A 20798-nucleotide genomic window follows, 5' to 3' on the forward strand; every position below is an offset into this window, starting at 1 on the left:
CTTGTGAAGGTTAACGTGTGGTCAGCGCCTCGCTCGAACGCCAGCATCCCCCGGTCGGGCGCGCAGGTACGCGCGCGCCGGATATGCCCAGCACCGCCTTGTCGGCGATCGACCCTGGCGATCTGAACGCGGCGAGCGCCACCGAATGGGAAGATCTGGCGGGGGACACGGACGAGCCGAACCCGTTCTACGAGCACTGGAGCCTTCTGCCCGCGCTGGAAGCCTTCGGCGGGCATTCGGCCGGGACGATCATGGCCATGCGCTGCGACGGGCGCTTGTGCGGGCTGATTCCGCTTGCGCGGACAGCCGGATATTACGGTTATCCTCTCCCTCATCTGGCCAACTGGAGCCACGACAATCTGTTCGTCGGCAACCCTCTCGTCCGGCGTGGGTACGAGGAGCGCTTCTGGCGCGAGCTGCTCGATCACGCCGATGCCGCGCCGGGTGGCGCGCTGTTTCTGCATCTGGACCGCATGGCGGAAGATGGGCCGCTGTTCGCCGCCCTCGCCCGTGTGGCGGACGATCAGGGCCGCGAATGGGCGGTCGTTCAGCGCGAAGAACGCGCACTGCTGCAATCGGATCTGTCGCCCCAGGCCTATTTCGAAAGCTCGCTCAACGGCAAGAAACGCAAGGAATTGCGGCGGCAGCAAAAGCGCCTGGCCGACGAAGGCGCAATCGGGTTCCAGCGGAGCGACGATGAAACCGGGCTGGACCAATGGATCGAGGAGTTTCTCGCGCTGGAAAAAGCCGGCTGGAAGGGACGCAATGGCTCCGCCCTCGCCGACAATCCGCGCACGCGGGACTGGTTTGCGCAGACCATGCGCGGGGTAGCGGCGCACGGCCGACTGGAGCGGCTGGGTCTGACGCTTGAGGGAAAGCCGATCGCCATGCTGGCCAACTTCATCGCCCCGCCCGGCGCCTTCAGCTTCAAGACCGCTTACGACGAACGCTACGCGCGTTATTCCCCCGGTGTTCTGCTTCAGCGCGAGAATCTCGATCTGCTGACACGCGACGATGTCGCCTGGTGCGACAGCTGCGCCGCGGCGGACCATCCGATGATCGAGCGCATCTGGCGTGAAAAGCGCGCCATGCTGCGGGTGAATGTCGCGATCGGGGGCAAGCTGCGCCGCACGATCTTCCGCCAGGTTCTGCGGGCCGAAGTCGCCCGCCAGTCCAGGAGTATCTAGACGATGGGTATCCAGTCCCCGATCGGCCTTCGCGCCGCCGACGAAAGCCCGCGCCGCGTGTTCGGCGACGCTGCACGCGGCGAATTCGCCGCCTCTTACCCCGAAACGCCGCATGTCCTGCCGCATGGGCTGGAGCAGCACGACCTGCTGACGCTGGATGCCCTGGCGGCTCTTGCCGGGCGGCTTCCGACAAGCTCGATCGAATACAACCGCGGCGATCTTCCGGTCGGGGTCGACGGCAAGCCCGAAGGCACCGGCCTCTCCATAGAGGAGACGATCCACCACATCGCGCGCACCAATAGCTGGGCGGTGCTCAAGAACGTCGAACAAGTGCCGGAATATCAGGCGCTGCTGCTGTCCCTGCTGGACGAGATCCGGCCGCAGATCGAACGCAAGACTGGCGCCATGCTGCGGCCGCAGGGGTTCGTGTTCATCTCCAGCCCCAACGCCGTCACCCCCTATCACTTCGACCCGGAGCACAATATTCTGCTCCAGCTCGTGGGCAGCAAGACGATGACCCAGTTCCCGGCCGGGGATCACCGTTTTGCCCCCGATACGATCCACGAATCCTATCACGCCGGCGGCGCGCGCGAGCTGACCTGGGACGACGCCTTGATCGACGGTGGCCGAGCGTTCGCAATCGGCCCCGGCGAAGCGGTATATGTGCCGGTCATGGCGCCGCACTTCGTCCGCAATGGGCCCGAAAGTTCCATTTCCCTGTCGATCACCTGGCGCAGCGACTGGAGCTTTGCCGAAGCGGACGCCCGGGGGTTCAACCGCATTCTGCGCGGACTGGGCCTGCAGCCCGCTGCGCCGGCACGCTGGCCCGCCACCAACAAGGGCAAGGCCTTCGCCTATCGCGCACTCCGCAAGCTGGGGATGGCCGGTTGACCGCGCCCTGCGCGCATCGCAAAGCGCACGGCATGACCGACCAAACCAGCCCGGAAGCGCTCGTCGCCGATCTTGTCGAACTGCTCACCGTCTCCCCCGCCGGCGCGAACCTGTTCGAAGGCGACGCGCAGAAAGGGGGCGTGGGCCGGGTCTTCGGTGGGCAGATCGTGGCTCAGGCGCTCCAGGCCGCGCAGATCAGCGCGCCCGATGGCATGGTCGCCCACTCGCTCCACGCCTATTTCCTGCGCGGCGGGCGCGAAGGTACGCCAACCGGATACCGGGTAGAGGCCGATTTCGACGGGCGCAGCTTCGCCAATCGCCGCGTGGTGGCGAGCCAGGCCGACCCCGAACGCGGCGACACGCCGATCCTGAACCTCACCGCGAGCTTCCAGCGGCCCGAGGAAGGCCTGTCGCACGACGATTACGCGGTGCCCGAGGTCGCACCGCCCGAAGACCTTCCGACCGACATGGAACAGCGCCGCCGCTTCGTCGAACAGATGGGCGAACTCAGCGAAACGCAGCGCGCCTTCATGCTGCGCCCCCGGGCGATCGAAATGCGCACGGCCGACAGCCTGCACTGGATGAACAGCGACCCGCGGCCGCCGCACGCGCATTCATGGTTCCGCACCGCCGCGCCCCTGCCCGACAGCCCGGAACTGCATCGCGCCGTAATCGCCTATGCCAGCGATTATACCTTGCTGGGCACCAGCGCCCTGCCCCACGGCATAAGCTGGGCGCGGGGCGAGATGGTCGGGGCGAGCCTGGACCATGCCATCTGGTTCCATCGACCGGCCCGCGCCGATGAATGGCTGCTCTACGCCACCGACAGTCCGTGGAGCGGCAATGGCCGCGGCTTCAACCGCGGTCGGATCTTTGACCGTGCGGGGAATCTGGTGGCGAGCGTGGCGCAAGAAGGCATGATCCGGAAGCGCAAGGTCTAAGCCTACCCCCCAGACTCCATAGCAACGTTGTTCTGTGATCCTGCTGAATTCGGTTCGGCATCCGTTGCGCCGTGTCGCGAATACTCGCGCGGGATTGTCGATTGGCCGCAACCCATCCCGGGCGGACGCCAGACAAAGAAAAGGCCCCGCGAAGGGGCCTTTTCAAAAACAGTAACTTAGGATCTCAATTGAAGATCCAGTCCCAGATCGACAGATACATAATTCATCTCCTGCTGCAAGACGCGCAGAAGGAGTACGTTAACCATCTATGTTTGTAAACTGTTAACTATGTTTGATGGCGAAGCATCGGATGATCCCGTTGTAAATCAAGAATTTCCTGTAGTCCGGAAAGGACCATGGGCCTGGCAATGTGATAGCCCTGGCCAATATCGCATCCCAGATTGCGCAGAAGTTCGAAGGTTTCTTTGTCTTCGATTCCCTCCGCCACGGAAACCAGCTTCGCCTCTCTCGCCAGCCGGATGACGTTGCTCACGATCGCGCGAGCGGTCTGGGATCGGTGCATGTTCTGGACGAACATCTGGTCGATCTTCAGCTCGTCGAACGGCAGCTCGTACAGGGCTTCCAGATTGGCGCTGGCGACACCGAAATCGTCGATCGACAGCCTGACCCCCAGCCGGCCAATCTGCTCGAACACGTCGCGCGCCGCCGAAAAATCCTCGATCCTGGCAGTCTCCGTAACTTCGATGGTCAATTGCCGGGCATCCGCCGAATGGGTGGCGAGGCTTTTCTCGATCAGTTCGGCGATACGGCTGTCCACAAACTGGATCGCCGAAACATTGACCGACATTCGCGGGTTCTGGCCCGCGCGAGCCATATCCGCCATCGCGTCCAGGCTTTTGCCAAGAATCCGCTTCGTCAGTTCGTCGAGCCGACCCACGCGTTCGCATTGAAGAATGAAGCGGGACGGGGGAATTTCGCCGCGCTCCACATCGACCCAGCGCGCCAGTGCCTCGACGCCCACGATCGTACCGTCGTTCATCGCGACTTGCGGCTGGAGCTTGATGGAAATGCGATCTTCCGAAAGCGCGCTTTCGAGCCTCGCCTGCAGCGAATAATCCCATTCCTCGCTATCCGCGGCGAAATCCGAAATGATGAACACCGGGCGATAGGCTTCGCGCGCCTGATCCGCTGCGGCAATCGCCGCGCTCAGGCGGCTGGAGATCGATTTTCCGGGGGATTCATCGACGCCGATGGTCATGGAGACATCGAGCACCCGGCCGGAAACCGTGATCGACTGCGACGCCACGGCACGCAGCCCTTCCAGGTGTTCGGCAAGATCCTGATAGTCCGCGCTGCTGACGACGAAGGCGAAGTATTTCCCGCCATCGTAGTAGATCGTCGACCGTGCATCGCCCAAGGCGAGCCGCGATGCCAGCTGGCGCAGGTATTTCCCCTGATCGGCGGGGGACAAGGTCGCAAATACGGCATCGAGACGAGCGATCTTGGCAACAACCACCGAAGATTTTTCCGCAGGTCGGTCTCCGAAGTCGCGTTGCAGAGCCACGAAGTTGGGCAATTTGCTGCGCGGCTCGATGTAAAGGTGGCGGCGTTTGAAGTTAACCGTGGCGCGCTGCGCAGCATATACCGCCGCGAATGCCAGAACACTGGCAAACGCCGTCCTGATTCCCAACTGCGCCGTGGCAAGGAAGAATGCCACCAGCGTTGCGCCCCACAGCAGATAGATCAGTCGCCTGGTTCGCGGACGGGATGAGGCGGCAATACCGACCATCAGAGTCAGACCGAACGCCCCGACCACCCAATACCAGTTCAGGTTTCTGCCAGAGCCGCGAAGGACAGTTTCCGCTGCCATCACATGAATAAGGCTGGAAGGGCCAAACCCTTGCCCCGGAATCTTGACGATCCTCGCCTCGCTACCTGCCGGCCCCAACACCACCGATTTGCCAGATAGATTTGCGCTCGAACCGAGTTCGTCGCCAATCTTGTCCAGATCGTATTGTGGCACCTCCTCCAGATCGATGGTGTAATCGGGGAAAAGAGCATCATCGTGGCGGTGAGCCGCCGACAGCACTCGCCACAGGGCGGGCAATGTCTCGGAACCTTCTGAATACTCGGGTTCTAATCCCCAAACAAAACCTAGGAAGTCCGTTTTGTAGTCGCTGCTGACGACCAGCATTCCGCGTTCGAAGAACGGATCATTGCCACGAACCAATCGTCCCTCGTCAAAATCTCGGCGGACTGATTTGGTCAGAAAGGCATCGTCCCCCATAGCCGTCAGTTCGTTGCGTAGCGACGCATCCAGAGCCTCCACGCTGCTGCGGTAGATCGGCATGTCGATGAAGACTCGTTCGACCCCGGCATCATTCAGAAGACGCAGGGAACGCAGCAACCGTCGATTTTTTGCGGCTTCGCCCGTTGCATCCGGCCCATGCTCCACCTCGACGAACACGATTTCGCCGCTGGGCTGGTGGTCGAACAGCTTCGCCTGGAGCGACCAGACGGTGATATCCAGAGGTCGCAGGATCGTCGTTATGGCGACAAGCACCGCGATCCCTACGGCGATGGCCGCATGGCGCAACCTTTCGGATGCGATCAGGTTTCGTGCCACTGGCAACAATGCAGCATCCCTTGTTCGCAGCTGCCTTAGGGGAACATCGTAAACATCATGTTTCCGGCAATGGCCCGATTGCGGCAAAACGCCGCCAAACGGCTGCCTTCGATTGGTAAATGCCGTGCGGGCCTTACCCGGCAGCGATCACGCCCGCCGGCTGCGATGCAACATGTCGGCCACTATACACGAAAACCGTGCAAGGGCACGAATTGCATTCAAGCCGGCGGATGCGACATGGCGAAGGGCGCTACCGGGGCACGGCGACCCGGGCGCACCGATGGGGTGCTTCGCGCGTTATCCCGCTCCAGGTCGCGGTGTCGCCGGACACCTGCAGACGATAGCCAGCCCGGTTCTCGAAAACGGACGCGCCGACCGACTGCTTCCCGCGGACATAGACCGGGGCGGCGTTCCCCTTGACCACGGTGGCCCCCCCATGCGCGAAGGTTACCTTCAGCATCGAACCGTCCTGGCAACTGAAATAGCTGCTTTTCCCCGGTCCGCCGGTCGCGCATGCCGCAAGTCCCAGACCAAGCGCCGCGATGATGGCAATCCTGTGCATATATCGTCTCCTTGCATCGACGATCCGTGCGGTGCGTCGGCATGCCCCCGGCGCGTATCGACAGACCTCCTGAACGGCCTCCAGCCGCGATCCGAATGTCGGCCGCAATGGTTTAGTGCAGGTTAATGCCGGAGTGTCTTGCGCGATCGGCTTGCGGGGAACGCCCGGTGCGTTTCGCTACCCTGCCGGATGATAGAAATCGTAAATCTTCTGCGCGACTGCCGCGCTGATGCCCGGGGTCCGCTTGAGATCCTCCAGCGCGGCCGCGCGCACTTTGCCTGCAGTGCCGAACCGCAGCAGCAGCGCGCGCTTGCGACTGGGGCCGATCCCCGGAATCTCGTCGAGCGGAGAGGCGCTGATCGCCCGGCTGCGCTTTGCCCGGTGGGCGCCGATGGCGAAGCGGTGCACTTCATCGCGCAGCGTCTGGAGGTGGAACAGCAGGGGGGAATTGGTCGGCAGGGTCTTCTCGCGCCCGTCGGGGAAATGGAACACTTCGCGCCCTTCGCGCCCGTGATGCGGGCCCTTGGCGATCGCGATCAGGGGCACGTCCTCGATCCCCAGTTCCTCCAGCGCGTCGCGCACCGCCGACATCTGGCCCTTGCCCCCGTCGATCAGCACCAGGTCGGGCCAGGTGTCGCCGTCGCGGTCCGGGTCTTCCTCCAGCGCGCGGGCGAAGCGGCGGGTCATGACTTCGCGCATCATCCCGAAATCGTCGTTGCTTTGCGCCGTGCGGATGTTGAACTTGCGGTACTGGTTCTTGATGAACCCTTCCGGCCCGGCGACGATCATCGCACCCACGGCCTTCGCACCCTGGATATGGCTGTTGTCGTAAACCTCGATCCGGCGGGGCGGCTCGGCCAGTTCGAAGAATTCGGCCAGCTCGCGGTTGATCCTGGCCCGGGTCCCGCTTTCCGCCAGGCGCCGCTCCAGCGCCTCGACCGCGTTGCGGCTTGCCTGCTCCATCAGCCGGCGGCGCTCGCCACGCTGGGGAACGCTGATCTCCACCCGATGGCCCGCGCTTTCGCCCAGCGCCTCGGCCAGGAGCGCCTGTTCGGGCAGCGCGCGGTCGACCAGCACCGTGCGCGGGGGCGGCACTTCCTCGTAAAACTGGGCCAGCACGTCGGCGAGGACGTCCGCATCCTCCACGTCCTGCGTGTGGGTGGGGAAGAACGCGCGGTGCCCCCAGTTCTGCCCGCCGCGAACGAAGAACGCCTGGATGCCGACCTGCCCGCCCTTCGAAGCGAGCGCGAAAACATCGGCATCGCCGACGCCGGCGGCATTGACCGCCTGGCTCGCCTGGATCGCGGTCGCGGCGCGCAGCCGGTCGCGCAACATGGCCGCGCGTTCGAAATCGAGGTCTTCGGCGGCCTGGGCCATCTGCGCCTCGATCTTGTTCTGCACCGCGCCCGACCGGCCGGAGAGGAAATCCTTCGCCTCCTGCACCAGTTCGCCATAGGCCTCCGGCTCGATCCGGCCGACGCAGGGGGCGGAGCAACGCTTGATCTGGTAGAGCAGACATGGCCGGTCACGGCGGGAGAAAAAGCTGTCTGTGCAGGATCTTAGCAGGAACAGTTTCTGCAGGGCATTGATTGTGGTGTTGACCGATCCGGCGCTGGCGAAGGGGCCATAATAATTGCCTTTCGCCCGCCGCGCGCCGCGGTGCTTCATGATCCGGGGAAATTCATGATCGGCGCGCAAGAGGATGAAAGGAAACGATTTATCGTCGCGCAGCAGGACATTGTACGGCGGGCGGAAGCGCTTGATCAGCTGCGCTTCGAGCAGAAGGGCCTCGGCCTCGGAATTGGTGGTGACGATTTCCATCCGCCGGGTCTGGCTGACCATGCGCCGCAGCCGGTTCGAAAGGTTCGCGACCTGGGTATAGTTCGCCACCCGGTTGCGCAGCGCCCGCGCCTTGCCGACATAGAGCACGTCGCCGCGGGCATCGAGCATCCGGTAGACGCCCGGCTTCGGGCGCAGGGTCTTCACCGTGTCGCGGATCGCCGCCACCCCAGCCTCGATATCCGGCTGGGTGCTGCCCTTGACGGTATATGTGGCACGGTCTTCGTTGAAGCGCTCGGCGCCTCTGGGGTCGTGCGGGGTTCCGGCGGGGGTTCGCGACATGGGCCTGACATAATCGTTGCGCCGCAAATGGGAACCGGCGACGCACAAGCGCGCGTTAAGGTCCGCATCCCTATCGCGGGTGCGAGCGCCAGCGCCTATGCTGGCCTGCACGAGAATCAGGAGTTCGACAGATGATGAAGAAAATGATCGCCATCGTGGCCTTGGGCGCCTCGGTCGTGACGCTGGCCGCCTGCAATACGGTCAAGGGCCTGGGCCGCGACATCGAGTCGGTCGGCGAAGCGGGCGACCGCGCGATCTGACCGCGCTTGCCATTCCGGCGGGCTTCTCTACCGCGCCCGGGATGCAGGATTACGACATCATCGTGCTGGGTGGCGGGGCCGCCGGGCTGATGTGCGCCGCGGTCGCCGGGCAGCGGGGCCGCCGCGTGCTGGTGCTGGAGCGCGCGGCCGAAGTCGGGCGCAAGATCCTGATTTCCGGCGGCGGGCGGTGCAATTTCACCAATATCCACACGGCCCCCGACCGCTACCTGTCCGCCAACCCGCATTTCGCCAAGTCGGCGCTGAGCCGGTACACCCCGCACGATTTCCTCGCGCTGGTCGAACGCCACGCAATCGCCTGGCACGAGAAGACGCTGGGCCAGTTGTTCTGTGACGGGTCGGCGCGCCAGATCGTCGCCATGCTGCTGGACGAATGCGCAGCGGCGCAGGCCGCCGGCGGCCAGGTGGATGTTCGCTGCGGGGAAGAGATCGGCGATGTCGCGCGCGTCGACGGCCGGTTTGACGTCACGACGCCAGGCGGCACCCAATCCGCCCCCGCGCTCGTGATCGCCACCGGCGGGCCTTCCATTCCCAAGATGGGCGCGAGCGATTTCGCCTACCGCCTCGCGCGGCGTTTCGGCCTGCGGATCGTCGAGCCGCGCCCCGCGCTGGTGCCGCTGACGCTGGGCGGCGAAGATGTCCTGTTCCGCGAGCTTTCGGGCGTTTCCGCGCCGGTCGAGGCGCGCTGCGGCCGCGCCGCCTTTCGCAAGGCGGCGCTGTTCACCCATCGCGGGCTGTCGGGCCCGGCGATCCTGCAAGTCTCTTCCTACTGGCGCCCGGGCGACGAAGTGGCGATCGACTTCCTGCCCGGCACCGCGCCCGAGTGGCTGGTCGAGGCGAAGCGGCAGACCCCCCGCGCGCATCTGCGCACCGTGCTGGGCGAACGCCTGCCCGACCGGCTGGCGACGACGCTGGCCGAGAGGATCGGCCTGTCCGGCGATCTCGGCAACCTGCCCGACAAGCGCCTGCGCGCCGCCGGGCAGGCGCTGTCCGACTGGCGTTTCCACCCGAACGGGAGCGAGGGCTTCGCCAAGGCCGAGGTGACCCTGGGCGGCATCGCCACGAGCGAGCTGTCGTCGCGGACGATGGAAGCCGGGTCCGTCCCCGGCCTCTACACGATTGGCGAGGCGGTGGACGTGACCGGCTGGCTGGGCGGTTACAACTTCCAGTGGGCCTGGGCGAGCGCAGTCGCCGCCGGCAACGCGCTCGCCGAACCGCGGGGCTGACGGCCCGCTTCGGCCCTGCCGAAGACGAGCCTAGAACAGCTTGCGGAATTCGATTTCGAACGTGCGGCCCAGCGGATCGGTCAGCAGTGGCTGATAGCTGAGCGGCACCGCGCCGGTGCTATCGGTCACCCGCTGGCGTGCGTCGAACAGGTTGTCCACCCGCAGCGACAGGCGCGCACCCTTCCAGAAGCCCGGCGTATCGCCCGCCAGCCATTTCTGCTGGTCGAGCGCAACGAAGGCGCGCAGATCGAACTTCGCGATATCGTCGAAGAACAGGTCCTGCGATCCCGGCAGCCCGCTGCCGTCGATGCGGGTGGCCGACTGGTAATTGCCCGAAAGCCGCAGGCCGACGCCCTTGTAGAACACCCCGCCTTCCAGCTCGATCTTGTGGCGCGGGATGCCGCTGCCGATCGCCTCGCCGCTCAATTGGTCGAGCACCGGGCCGCCGGGCGCCACGAGCACTTCGTTCTCGAACTCGATCGAATGGTAGAGGCCCAGGTTCCAGCGGCCCTGCCCGTCGCCGCCACGGCCGAAGCCGCCACGGCCACCACCGCCCCGTCCGCCGCCGCCGGCACGCGGGCGCCCGTCACCGCCCGCGCCTGCTTCACCACCGCCCGGCGGAGGGCCGCCTTCGGCCCCCGGTTCGGGCATGGCGCAGACCCGCTCGCGGAACGCGGCGAGCCGCGCCGGGTCGATCTGGCCGTTTTCACCGGTGATCCGCGCCCGGACCTGTTCGGGCAGGGCATCGACATCGACCGGTGCCGCCGGATCGGCGCAGAGCGTCTGACGCAAGGCGGTGAACCGTTCCGAGTCCATGCGGCGGAACTGTCCACCGGCGGCGGCGCCTTCCTCGCTGCAGAAGCGTTCGCGCAGCATCGCGATCCGTGCGGGATCGATCTGCCCGTCGTCGCCCTTCAACCGCGCAAGCATCCGTTCGGGCAAGCCGGAAAGATCGGGCATTTCGCCTTCGGGCGTGGCGCAGAACCGCTGGCGCATTTCGGCCATGCGCGCCGGATCGAACCGGCCACGCCGTTCGCCGTCGGCCTGCGGGGTAGAGGCAGAAGCACGCGCCGGTGCCGGCGGCCCTTCGCCGCCGTTGGCTGGCGGCTGGGGAGCAGCAGCCGCGGCGGCGGTGCGCATGCCCCGCCCTCCGCGTTCGCCACCGCCGCTTGCGCTGCCCGCACTCTCCACCTCTTCCTTGCCCACCCGGCCGAAGAGGTTGATGCCGTAGCGCAGCCGCGAACTTTTGGTGCCCGCGAAAGTCACCGGGCGACGGTCGATCGAAATCAGGTTGCCGCCCCCGTCGCGCACCACACGGTCGGGGAAAGCGGCCTCTATCGCAGGCGTCAGCAGCGGGAACGACTGCGTGACGTCATCCGATCGGTTGCGGAAGTATTCGACCACGATGTTGGCGCGATCGAACAGGTCCAGCTCGTAATTGGCGGCCAGCTTGATGTCGCGCTGCGTTTCGGCGGCCAGACCGGGATTGCCGCCCGTCACGATAGTGGCCAGCACGCTTTCACCGCGGCTGAAATCGTACACCGGCACGTTGAAATCGGTGATCACCGGATCGCCCAGTTGCGAAAGGCTGGGGGCCGCTTCGCGCCAGATATAACTGGCCTGGAGCGAAAGGCGCTCGGTCGGGCGCCAGGCCAGGCCGGCAGTGGCATTGGCCAGCGTGCCGAAATCGGAGAGGTGATCGACCCCGGCGGCCAGGTTGAGGTTCACTTCGCCCAGCGCGCCCAGGAACCCTTCACGCTCGCTGGCAATCGGCAGGCCGACATTGACCCCGGCGTTCAGGTTGCCGCGCGTCTGCGCCAGTTCGCCCGCGTCCGAACGGGTATCGGTGCTTTCGATCCGGTTCCACGAATAGCCGCTGTCGAAGGTTACCCGCGCCTCGCCCGCCGGCAGCATGAAGGGCGCGCCGCGCAGCGTCGTCTTGAAATCGGCCGAATAGGTCGTGCTGTCGGCGCGGTCCACGCTGCCCGGCGCGATCGCGGGCAGCACACCGTCGATTTCCAGTTCCCCGGCATCGACCAGATCCTGCAGCACGCCGGTATCGCGCCGCGCGTCGATCAGCGATGTGCTGTCGGCCCGGCTGGCATCGAGCGTGGCATCGAGCATCCAGTCGCCGACCGGCTTGTTCAGCGAGCCGCCGAACGAATAGGTGGTCGACCGATTGCGCCGTTCCAGCGGATCGTCGTCGATCGTGCGCACCGCGCTTGCGCCGCCATCGGTCAGCGTCACGACGTCGAGGCCGGAAAGCGAGCGGCTGAAGCTGCGCTCTATCCCCGCGTTAAGCGAATATGTGCCCGAACCGGGGGCCTCGCCCAGACTGTCGTTGATCGTGGCGTCGAGTTCCCAGCTTTCCGCATCGGAGCGCAGGCTGCGGAACGGTGCAGGGTCGGGGTCGCCCGCCACCGTGGGTGTGCTGCCGGGGGTCTGCACGATATCGCGCTCGTCCTCTGTCAGCATCGAATTGGTGTTGAACTCGAAACCGATATTGGTCCGGCGCGATCCATTGATGGTCAGCTGCGACAGTTCGATCTCGCCGTTCGCCGTGCCGCCGCGATCGGGACCGCCATATTCCAGCTCGACTTCGCGAGAGGCAAAGTTGTCCTTCAGGATGAAGTTGATCACCCGCTGGTCCGCCGGATAGCCGAATTGCAGCGCCACCTCTTCGGGCAGGACTTCGACTTTCTCGATCGCCTCGGGCGGATAGCGGCGGAACTCACGGAAACCGCCGACGCGCTGGCCGTTGACGAGGAACACCGGCCGGCCCGATCCGCGCCCGCGGCCCGATCCGGTCTGGGGGGCGAGCAGCTCGATCAGTTCCTCGATCGACCCCGCGCCGTAGGATGCGATTTCCTCGGCATCCAGCTCGAACACCGGGGGTACATCGGTATCCACCTGGCCGCGAATACGCTCCGCCGTGACCACGATTTCGGCGTCGTCTTCGCCGCTGCCCGTATCGCCGCCCTGGGCAATATCGGGCGCGGCAGACGGATCGACCTGGGCGAAAGCCGGGGCGATGGCGAATGCGGCAATGGCGAGGAAAGATGCGGTGCTGGACAGTCTCGGCAAGGTTTCATTCCCTTTTGTCGTTACCCTCACCCCTGGCCCGCAAGTGCCAAGGCGGGGGCTGGCGTGCAATCCCCGGGCGCGTAACGATTTGTCGCACGAACCTTTCCGCAGGATTGACGAGGCAACACCGGATTGACGGACAAGGCTTCCCTTTTGGCTCACGCGCCGCTAAAGGGCGCGCCCGATCAAACACATTCGCATGGAACGATTACTGGATGGCCAAAGAAGAACTCCTCGAAATGCGCGGCAAGGTGGTGGAGCTGCTACCCAACGCGATGTTCCGGGTCGAGCTCGAAAACGGTCACGAGGTTCTCGGTCATACCGCGGGCAAGATGCGCAAGAATCGCATCCGCGTGCTCGTGGGGGACGAGGTGCTGTGCGAGCTGACGCCTTACGACCTGACCAAGGCGCGGATCACTTACCGCTTTATGCCCGGACGCGGCGGCCCGGGGCCGCAATAAGCGGTGCCGCCCCCTGCCCCGGCCCAGCGGACTGCTCCGGCAGTCTCACGGATCGCGGGCCTAGCGTGGTGGGCACGAAGCTCACTCCCCTGCAACGCCGCGATCTCCTCCAGGCTCGGCTGGGATATCGAACTTCGGCTTACGGCGTGAATCCATGACCGACCGCACCACTCCGCCGCCTGCGCGCGCGGATGCAGCCCCTGCCCTGGTTCTCGCATCCGCCAGCCCGCGCCGGCGCGAGCTGCTGGCGCGCCTGGGGGTGGAGCCGGCTGCCATCGCGCCTGCCGACATCGACGAGACACCGCATCCGGCGGAACTGCCGCGGGTCTATGCCGCACGCATGGCGCGGGAGAAGGCCCAGGCCGCGGCCGATCCGGCGCGCTACGTGCTCGCCGGCGATACGGTCGTCGCGGCCGGGCGGCGTATTCTGCCCAAGGCCGAAGACGAGGCGACCGCGCGCACCTGCCTGCAATTGCTGTCGGGCCGGCGGCACCGCGTGTTCTCCTCGGTCGCGCTGCTCTATCCCGACGGGACCCTGCGCGAACGGCTGAGCGAGACGAGCGTGCGCTTCAAGCGTCTCTCCCGCGAAGAGCTCGACGCCTATATCGCCGGCGGCGAATGGCACGGCAAAGCCGGGGGCTACGCGATCCAGGGCGCGGCGGAAGGGCTGGTGGCGTGGATTCAGGGCAGCCATTCGGGCGTGGTCGGCCTGCCGCTGTTCGAAACGCGCGCGCTGCTGCTGGCAGCGGGCTTCCGCCTTGGCTGATTGGCTGATCGAGGAAGGGATTGGCGAACACCGCGCGGTGCGGATCGCCGATGGCCGGATCGTGGAATCGCAAGTGGAATGGCCGGGCCGGGCGGCGCCGGGGCACGTGCTCGACGCGCGGCTGGTGGCGCGCACCGCCGGTTCCGCTCGCGGCACGGTGGCATTGCCCGGCGGGGAGGAGGCGCTCGTCAGCCGCCTCCCGCGCGAGGCCGCCGAAGGGGCCGCACTGCGGGTCGAGATCGTGCGCGCCGCAATCGGGGAACGGGGCCGCAGCAAGCTGGCGCAGGCGCGGCCCAGCGCCGCGCCGCCCGCTACGCCCACGCTGGCCGAACGCCTCTCCGCCGCCGGGCACGCGGCGCGCGTGGTCCACGCCTTCCCGCCCTGCGACTGGGACGATCTGATCGGCGAGGCTTTCGACGCGCGGATCGATTTTGCGGGCGGCGCGCTGCTCTTCGCCCCGACGCCGGGGATGACGGTGATCGACATTGACGGGCCCCGGCCGCCGCGCGAACTGGCGCTTGCCGCCTGCGCGCCCATCGCCGCCGCGCTGCGCCGTTTCGGGCTGGGCGGGACGGTCGCGATCGATTTCCCCACCCTCCCCGCGCGGGAGGACCGCCGCACGGTCGATCGTGCGCTGGGGGCGGCGCTGGAAGGCTGGCCGCACGAACGCACGGCGATGAACGGCTTCGGCCTCGTCCAGCTCGTCGCGCGGCTGGAGCGGCCCTCGCTCCTCCACCTTGCGCATGTCGCCCCCGCTGCGCTCGCCGCGCGGCGTCTGCTTCGCCGGGCGGAGCGGGTGGCGGAGCCGGGGGCGCTGCTGCTTTCCTGCCACCCGGCCGTCGCCGCGCAAGTTGCCCCTCCCTGGCTGGAGGAGCTGACCCGCCGCACCGGCCGGACGGTGCGGGTCGAATCCGACGCCGCCCTTGCCCCGGAGGCCGGTTTCGCGCAGGCGGTGTCGGCATGACCAAGCCCCGCCCCTGCCCGATCTGCAAGAAGCCACGCAGCGAGGAATTCACCCCCTTCTGCTCCGCCCGCTGCCGCGACCGCGACCTCGCGCAGTGGTTCACCGATGGCTATGCCGTGCCCGGCCGCCCCGCCTCCCCCGACGAGATCGCGACGGAGGACTGATTCCCCCCTTGCCAAGCCCGGCAGCCTTCGCCATAGGGCCGCTTCCAACCGCTCGCAGGCCTTTCCAGGGCCGTTCGCAGAGTGCGCCCAGGTAGCTCAGTTGGTAGAGCATGCGACTGAAAATCGCAGTGTCGGCGGTTCGATTCCGTCCCTGGGCACCATAGCCCACCTCCCAGCGCTCTCCCCCCTGCCCCCCGCAGGCGAAATTTTCATTTTCCTACACGGCGATTTTTTGCTCCATCCTGCAAAATGACCCGCCAAACAGACAATCGCGAGACCCGCCAGCCCGTTCAGGAGATCCTCCGCAGCGGGGGCGAGCTGCCCGCCTTCACCCCCGTCCCGCGCAAGTGCCGCCGCCACGACGGCTGGACCGAGACGCGCCAGCGCCGCTTTATCGAGGCCCTGGCCGACACCGGCAGCGTCGATGCCGCCTGCCGCGCGGTGAACATGAGCACGGTCGGCGCATACCACCTGCGCCGCCAGCCCGGCGCCGGCAGCTTCCGAGCGGCGTGGGAAGCCGCACTCGCCCTCGGCGTGCAGAGGATCGAGGATGTCGCGATGGAACGCGCGCTGCACGGGGTGGAGGTGCCGGTCTATTCCTACGGCAAGCTGGTCGGCACCCGGCGCAGTTACAACGACCGGCTGCTGATGTTCATGCTGCGAAACCGCGCCCCCGAACGCTTCGCCGAAGGCAGGGCGAAAGGCATGAACGCGATCGGCAAGATGGAGCTGGAGCGGCTGAAGAAAGAGTGGCGCGCCGAGTGGGAGAAGGAGGAGGACGAGGCGCTCGCCGGCATCGACGACAGGCTGGAAAAGATGCGCGAACGTCACCTCCTCTACATGAGCCCCCGCACCCGCGCCCTCCACGACGCCTACGAAACCGCCCGGCAGGAGGATGAGGCCAACGGCTACGATCCGTTCAAGGACCCGGAACACCCGGTCTACATCGAGCGAAACGCGCAAAGCCCCACCCCGCTCCCCGAACTCCCCGCCCCGGCGGAGGATGGGGGCGACGAGAACACCGAAGCCGAACCCGCCCCCGAAACCGGCCCCCGCATCAGGAGCCTGAAGGATGACGGCTGGTAACCTCCTCCCCTCCCGCTTGCGGGAGGGGCCGGGGGTGGGCATGGGCCGGCGACGGCCCACCCCGCTGCAACTAACCTCACCTACGGTTCGGCAAGTTTCGCTACCCCTCCCGCAAGCGGGAGGGCGCCACCTCAGTAATTAATGACTGAAGGGACTGCCGTTGCACCATTAACTAAATGATTTCCGAATTTAAATTAAACAGCCACACCGCGTCTCCACTCGATTTCCTGACATTTACGGTAAGGAAATAGTTGCGCCGTGGCACTAACTCGGTAATTTGCCGTGTAAAGGTGGCTGGGGGGTAGTATGGAATTGGAAGCGAAGCTCGCTGAGCTGACAAAGGTTGTTCGCGAGCACCGTGAGGTCCTCCTTACCGAGGAGGCGGCAAAGAATGCTCTGGTCATGCCGTTCCTGCAAGCTCTCGGCTATAACGTGTTCAACCCCGCCGAGGTAGTCCCGGAGTTCACCTGTGACGTAGGGACCAAAAAAGGCGAGAAAGTTGATTATGCTATCTGCCACGATGGCAAGATTTCTATTCTCGTTGAATGCAAGCCCGCCAGCTCTGAGCTCAACCTCAACCATGCGTCTCAATTGTTTCGTTATTTTTCGGTTACTGAGGCTCGCGTAGCAATTCTCACCAATGGCGTGATGTTTAAATTCTTTTCGGACATCGACAGCCCTAACAAAATGGATGAAAGGCCGTTCTTCACGTTTCAATTAGATGCCGTGAAGAAAACTGATATTCACACGCTTTCAGGCTTCACGAAAAGTGATTTTAATATTGAAACGATTGTCGCCGAAGCGGGCAATCTTAAGATGCAGAGCTTGGTAGCAAAAGAACTTGAGAAAGAATTTGCCGATCCGTCTGAAGAATTCATTCGCCTTGTGGCAAGCCGTGTTCATGATGGCCGCATAACGGCAGCGATCAAAGAAAATTTCAAAAGTCTAATTACCGCCTCGATTAATTCATTGATACGGGACAAGGTGAATGATCGTCTAACCTCCGCGCTGCAGGCGTCCAATCCATCTGATTCAAAGGAAAGCGAGCAGTCTGCAACGCTGGAAGAAGATGGTGTGGCTACGACCCAAGATGAAATCGACGGCTTTAACATTATCCGTGCGATCGGTTCGCGGGTAGTACCTCCTACTCGCATTATTATGCGTGATGCGAAATCCTACTGTGCAGTATTGCTCGATGACAACAATCGCAAGACGATCGCGCGCTTACATTTCAACAGTTCCACAGCTCGCTATCTTGGAACCTTTATAGGAAAGATGGAGACGCGACATTCCATCTCCGACCCAGTCGACTTATACAAATTCGAAGAACAAGTCGTCGCACGCATTTCCGAACTTGAAGAGTAGTTCTCGTTTTATCCTCGCGGCATCGGCACTCATGGATCTGAACAAGATCGAGTAACCTCTTCGCTCAAGCCCATGTAACCGCTAGCCAGTGCTCCGCCGCCTTGGGCAGCCCGATTTGAGATGTCTTCATGATCTGCTTGAGATCAGCGACATCCACAATGCGCGCCCGACGATCGTCCTTGCCGCCTCCACCCACTGCGCATACAATATGCGCATGAACGCCCCATCCAACGCCGCTCGCAAGGCCACCAACGTCTCGCTCGACGCCAGCTTCGTTGCCGAGGCCAAGGCGCTTGGGATCAATATCTCGCAGGCATGCGAGCGCGGGTTGATCGAGACGGTGAAGGAAGCGCGATCGGCGCTGTGGCAGGAAGAAAACCGCGAGGCGATCGAATCCTCGAACGTGTGGGTCGAAAAAAAACGGGTTGCCGCTCGCCAAACATCGGCTCTTCTAGCGTGGCACAGTTCGATGTGTATGCGAACCGGTCGGGACGCGGCTTCCTGCTCGATTGCCAGGCAGACCTGCTGAGCCATCTGAACGTCCGCTTCGTGGTGCCGCTGCTCTTGCCCGGGGACGGGCCCGTGCCGGCGCGCCATCTCAACCCCGCCTTCGAAATCGACGGCGAGTTGCACCTTATGGTGACTCAATATGCGGGTGCGGTCGAACTGCGCGAACTGGGTCGCCGGGTGACTTCCCTTGCGAAGCACAACCGCGAGATCATGAACGCGCTCGATTTTCTGCTTACCGGGGTGTGATCCCCCACCCCACCTACTTCTTCCGCTTCTTCCTCGCCGCATATTTCGCGTCGCGGGCGGCTTTCAGTTCGGCTTCGGTCTTTTCGGGTTTGGCAGCCTCTTTCGCGGCCGCTTCTGCGGCGGCCTGTTTGTCGGCCTTGGCCTGAGCGATCGCGGCCTTGCGGGCGGCGCTTTTTTCGGCGGCGGCGGCTTCGCGGGCGAGGCGGGCCTGTTTGCGCTGCGCCTCCACCTCCGGGTCCACCGGGGGTCGTTCGGCGTGTTTCTTCAGCGCCTTTTCACGGGCCTTCTGGGCGCGCGCGGTGCGTTCTTCGAAGCTGGGTTCTTTAAATCCGGGCATGATGGGCGGGCTCGTTTCTGGTTGGCCGGCGCGCGCGCCGGCGATTGATTCGGGGTGGAATGGCGCGGTGGAGGGCGCGGGTGCCCCCTACCATAGGGCGGAGGGTCCCCGCCCGGTCAGAAGAGGACTTTACTCCTCCCCCATCCTCAGCGCCGCGATAAACGCTTCCTGCGGAATGGACACGTTACCATATTCGCGCATCCGTGCCTTACCCTTCTTCTGCTTTTCCAGCAGCTTCTTCTTGCGCGTGATGTCGCCGCCATAGCATTTGGCGGTCACGTCCTTGCGCAGGGCGGCAATGGTTTCGCGGGCGATCACCTTGCCGCCAATCGCGGCCTGGATGGGGATTTTGAACAGGTGGCGCGGGATCAGGTCCTTCAGCCGCTCGCACATGCCGCGGCCGCGCTCTTCGGCGACCGAGCGGTGGACGATCAGCGACAGCGCATCGACCGGCTCGTTGTTCACCAGGATGTTCATCTTGACCAGATCGCCTTCGCGCAGGCCGATCTGTTCATAATCGAAACTGGCATAGCCGCGGCTGATCGATTTCAGCCGGTCGTAGAAATCGAACACGACTTCGTTCAGCGGCAGCTCGTACGTCACCTGCGCGCGGCCGCCGACATAAGTCAGATCGGTCTGAATACCGCGCCGGTCCTGGCACAGCTTGAGGATGGAGCCGAGGTATTCATCGGGCGTGTAGATCACCGCCTTGATCCACGGCTCCTCGATCCATTCGATCCGGTTGGGATCGGGATAGTCGGCCGGATTGTGCAGCTCGATCGTCTTGGCCTCCTCGGTCTTCGAGTGGCCGAGGCGGATGCGGTAGACCACGCTGGGCGCGGTGGTGATCAGGTCGAGGTCGTATTCGCGGGTCAGCCGTTCCTGGATGATTTCCAGGTGCAGCAGGCCGAGGAAACCGCAGCGAAAGCCGAAGCCCAGCGCGGCGCTGCTCTCCGTCTCGAAACTGAAGCTGGCATCGTTGAGCCGCAGGCGGCCGATGCTCTCGCGCAGCTTGTCGAAATCCGCCGCATCGACCGGAAACAGGCCGCAGAACACCACCGGCTGCGGCTCGCGGTAGCCGGGCAGCGCCTTGTCCGCCCCGCCCTTCACCGTGGTGATCGTGTCGCCGACGCGGGCCTGTTCGACTTCCTTGATCTGCGCGGTGATGAAGCCGATTTCGCCGGGGCCGATTTCGGGCAGGTCGACGCGCTTGGGGGTGAAGGCGCCGACCCGGTCGACAAGGTGCTGCGTGCCGCCCTGCATGAAGCGGACCTGCAAGCCCTTCTTCAGCACCCCGTCCATCACGCGCACGAGGATGACAACGCCGAGGTAGGGATCGTACCAGCTATCGACCAGCATGGCCTTGAGGGCTGCATCGCGGTCGCCGGTGGGGGGCGGGATGCGGGCGACGATGGCTTCCAGCGTCTCCTCGATCCCGATGCCCGACTTGGCGCTGGTGAGCACCGCGTCGCTGGCGTCGAGGCCGATGATGTCCTCGATCTCGGCCTTGACCTTGTCCGGCTCGGCCGCGGGCAGGTCGATCTTGTTGATGACGGGGACGATCTCGTGATCGTGCTCGATCGACTGGTAGACATTGGCGAGCGTCTGCGCCTCGACCCCCTGCGCGGCATCGACCACCAGCAGCGCGCCCTCGCACGCGGCGAGGCTGCGGCTGACTTCGTAGGCGAAGTCGACGTGGCCGGGGGTGTCCATCAGGTTGAGTTCGTAAGTTTTGCCGTCCTTCGCAGTATAGTCGAGGCGGACGGTCTGGGCCTTGATCGTGATCCCACGCTCACGCTCAATGTCCATATTATCAAGGATTTGCGCGCTCATCTCGCGCTCGGTCAGCCCGCCGCAGTGCTGGATCAGCCGGTCGGCGAGCGTCGACTTGCCATGGTCGATATGCGCGATGATCGAAAAATTGCGGATAAGCCCAAGATCAGTCATCGCGGCCCCTTATAACCCCGGCTCGCAACCTGCAACGACCGTGACGCCGCAGACGCGCAATCCACTCGTGTCGGG

At 64.9% G+C, this 20798-nt stretch carries 19 protein-coding genes and 1 tRNA gene; 14 read left to right on the forward strand and 6 right to left on the reverse strand.

Annotated elements, in window-relative coordinates:
* Positions 1-17 precede the first annotated feature (17 nt).
* The 3 genes from AM2010_RS05655 to AM2010_RS05665 are packed head-to-tail and all read left to right on the forward strand — an operon-like array spanning position 18 to position 3019.
* Positions 18-1187 (forward strand): GNAT family N-acetyltransferase, encoded by a 1170-nt coding sequence (locus AM2010_RS05655; protein WP_236699418.1) that lies wholly within the window; start codon positions 18-20, stop codon positions 1185-1187.
* 3 nt (positions 1188-1190) lie between these two features.
* Positions 1191-2078 carry a cupin domain-containing protein gene (locus tag AM2010_RS05660; RefSeq protein WP_047806241.1) on the forward strand — a complete coding sequence of 296 codons (888 nt, stop codon included), beginning with the start codon at positions 1191-1193 and terminating at the stop codon, positions 2076-2078.
* 32 nt (positions 2079-2110) lie between these two features.
* Positions 2111-3019 carry an acyl-CoA thioesterase gene (locus AM2010_RS05665; RefSeq protein ID WP_047806242.1) on the forward strand — a complete coding sequence of 303 codons (909 nt, stop codon included), beginning with the start codon at positions 2111-2113 and terminating at the stop codon, positions 3017-3019.
* Between the two features lie 286 nt (positions 3020-3305).
* Here the strand turns inward: AM2010_RS05665 and AM2010_RS05670 are convergent, their stop codons facing one another.
* The 3 genes from AM2010_RS05670 to uvrC form a co-directional block, all read right to left on the reverse strand.
* Positions 3306-5606, reverse strand: a complete 2301-nt coding sequence (locus AM2010_RS05670; protein ID WP_047806243.1) for an EAL domain-containing protein — start codon at positions 5604-5606, stop codon at positions 3306-3308.
* Between the two features lie 250 nt (positions 5607-5856).
* Complete coding sequence (locus AM2010_RS05675) at positions 5857-6168, reverse strand: hypothetical protein (RefSeq protein ID WP_047806244.1); 312 nt, start codon at positions 6166-6168, stop codon at positions 5857-5859.
* A 177-nt stretch (positions 6169-6345) separates the two neighbouring features.
* Positions 6346-8289, reverse strand: coding sequence for an excinuclease ABC subunit UvrC (uvrC, locus tag AM2010_RS05680; RefSeq protein WP_047806245.1), 1944 nt, complete (start codon positions 8287-8289; stop codon positions 6346-6348).
* Between the two features lie 131 nt (positions 8290-8420).
* Here uvrC and AM2010_RS13975 point away from each other — a divergent pair, with 131 nt between their 5' ends.
* Together AM2010_RS13975 and AM2010_RS05685 are read left to right on the forward strand one after the other, a co-directional pair.
* Complete coding sequence (locus AM2010_RS13975; protein WP_201784035.1) at positions 8421-8549, forward strand: entericidin A/B family lipoprotein; 129 nt, start codon at positions 8421-8423, stop codon at positions 8547-8549.
* Between the two features lie 41 nt (positions 8550-8590).
* Entirely contained in the window at positions 8591-9793 is a 1203-nt protein-coding gene (locus AM2010_RS05685; RefSeq protein ID WP_047806246.1) for a BaiN/RdsA family NAD(P)/FAD-dependent oxidoreductase, read from the forward strand.
* Positions 9794-9823: 30 nt separating this feature from the next.
* Here AM2010_RS05685 and AM2010_RS05690 read toward each other — a convergent pair whose 3' ends face one another.
* Positions 9824-12877, reverse strand: a complete 3054-nt coding sequence (locus AM2010_RS05690; protein ID WP_053043952.1) for a TonB-dependent receptor domain-containing protein — start codon at positions 12875-12877, stop codon at positions 9824-9826.
* Positions 12878-13092: 215 nt separating this feature from the next.
* Between AM2010_RS05690 and infA the strand changes: the two genes are divergently transcribed.
* The 9 genes from infA (at position 13093) to AM2010_RS05735 (ending at position 18439) form a co-directional block, all read left to right on the forward strand.
* Positions 13093-13338, forward strand: a complete 246-nt coding sequence (gene infA / locus AM2010_RS05695) for a translation initiation factor IF-1 (RefSeq protein ID WP_047806247.1) — start codon at positions 13093-13095, stop codon at positions 13336-13338.
* 154 nt (positions 13339-13492) lie between these two features.
* A complete protein-coding gene (locus tag AM2010_RS05700; RefSeq protein WP_047806248.1) occupies positions 13493-14104 on the forward strand; it encodes a Maf family protein in 612 nt (203 codons plus the stop codon).
* A complete protein-coding gene (locus AM2010_RS05705) occupies positions 14097-15068 on the forward strand; it encodes an Rne/Rng family ribonuclease (protein WP_047806249.1) in 972 nt (323 codons plus the stop codon). Before AM2010_RS05700 ends, AM2010_RS05705 begins: the two co-directional genes overlap by 8 nt.
* The gene (locus AM2010_RS05710) at positions 15065-15232 is read left to right on the forward strand and encodes a DNA gyrase inhibitor YacG (protein WP_047806250.1); all 168 of its coding nucleotides are present in this window, start codon (positions 15065-15067) and stop codon (positions 15230-15232) included. Before AM2010_RS05705 ends, AM2010_RS05710 begins: the two co-directional genes overlap by 4 nt.
* 85 nt (positions 15233-15317) lie before the next feature.
* Positions 15318-15393: transfer RNA gene (locus AM2010_RS05715), tRNA-Phe, on the forward strand.
* 88 nt (positions 15394-15481) lie between these two features.
* Complete coding sequence (locus AM2010_RS05720) at positions 15482-16318, forward strand: hypothetical protein (RefSeq protein WP_047806251.1); 837 nt, start codon at positions 15482-15484, stop codon at positions 16316-16318.
* A 306-nt stretch (positions 16319-16624) separates the two neighbouring features.
* Positions 16625-17683, forward strand: a complete 1059-nt coding sequence (locus AM2010_RS05725; RefSeq protein ID WP_047806252.1) for a type I restriction endonuclease — start codon at positions 16625-16627, stop codon at positions 17681-17683.
* A gap of 214 nt (positions 17684-17897) precedes the next feature.
* The gene (locus AM2010_RS05730) at positions 17898-18212 is read left to right on the forward strand and encodes a type II toxin-antitoxin system CcdA family antitoxin (RefSeq protein ID WP_338047417.1); all 315 of its coding nucleotides are present in this window, start codon (positions 17898-17900) and stop codon (positions 18210-18212) included.
* A complete protein-coding gene (locus AM2010_RS05735) occupies positions 18140-18439 on the forward strand; it encodes a CcdB family protein (protein WP_047806253.1) in 300 nt (99 codons plus the stop codon). The genes AM2010_RS05730 and AM2010_RS05735 overlap by 73 nt, the downstream gene beginning before the upstream one ends.
* A gap of 13 nt (positions 18440-18452) precedes the next feature.
* Here AM2010_RS05735 and AM2010_RS05740 read toward each other — a convergent pair whose 3' ends face one another.
* The gene (locus tag AM2010_RS05740; protein WP_047806254.1) at positions 18453-18776 is read right to left on the reverse strand and encodes a DUF6481 family protein; all 324 of its coding nucleotides are present in this window, start codon (positions 18774-18776) and stop codon (positions 18453-18455) included.
* A 129-nt stretch (positions 18777-18905) separates the two neighbouring features.
* Positions 18906-20723 (reverse strand): translation elongation factor 4, encoded by a 1818-nt coding sequence (lepA, locus tag AM2010_RS05745; RefSeq protein WP_047806255.1) that lies wholly within the window; start codon positions 20721-20723, stop codon positions 18906-18908.
* Positions 20724-20798 lie beyond the last annotated feature (75 nt).

Source organism: Pelagerythrobacter marensis, assembly GCF_001028625.1.
Taxonomy (GTDB): domain Bacteria; phylum Pseudomonadota; class Alphaproteobacteria; order Sphingomonadales; family Sphingomonadaceae; genus Pelagerythrobacter; species Pelagerythrobacter marensis.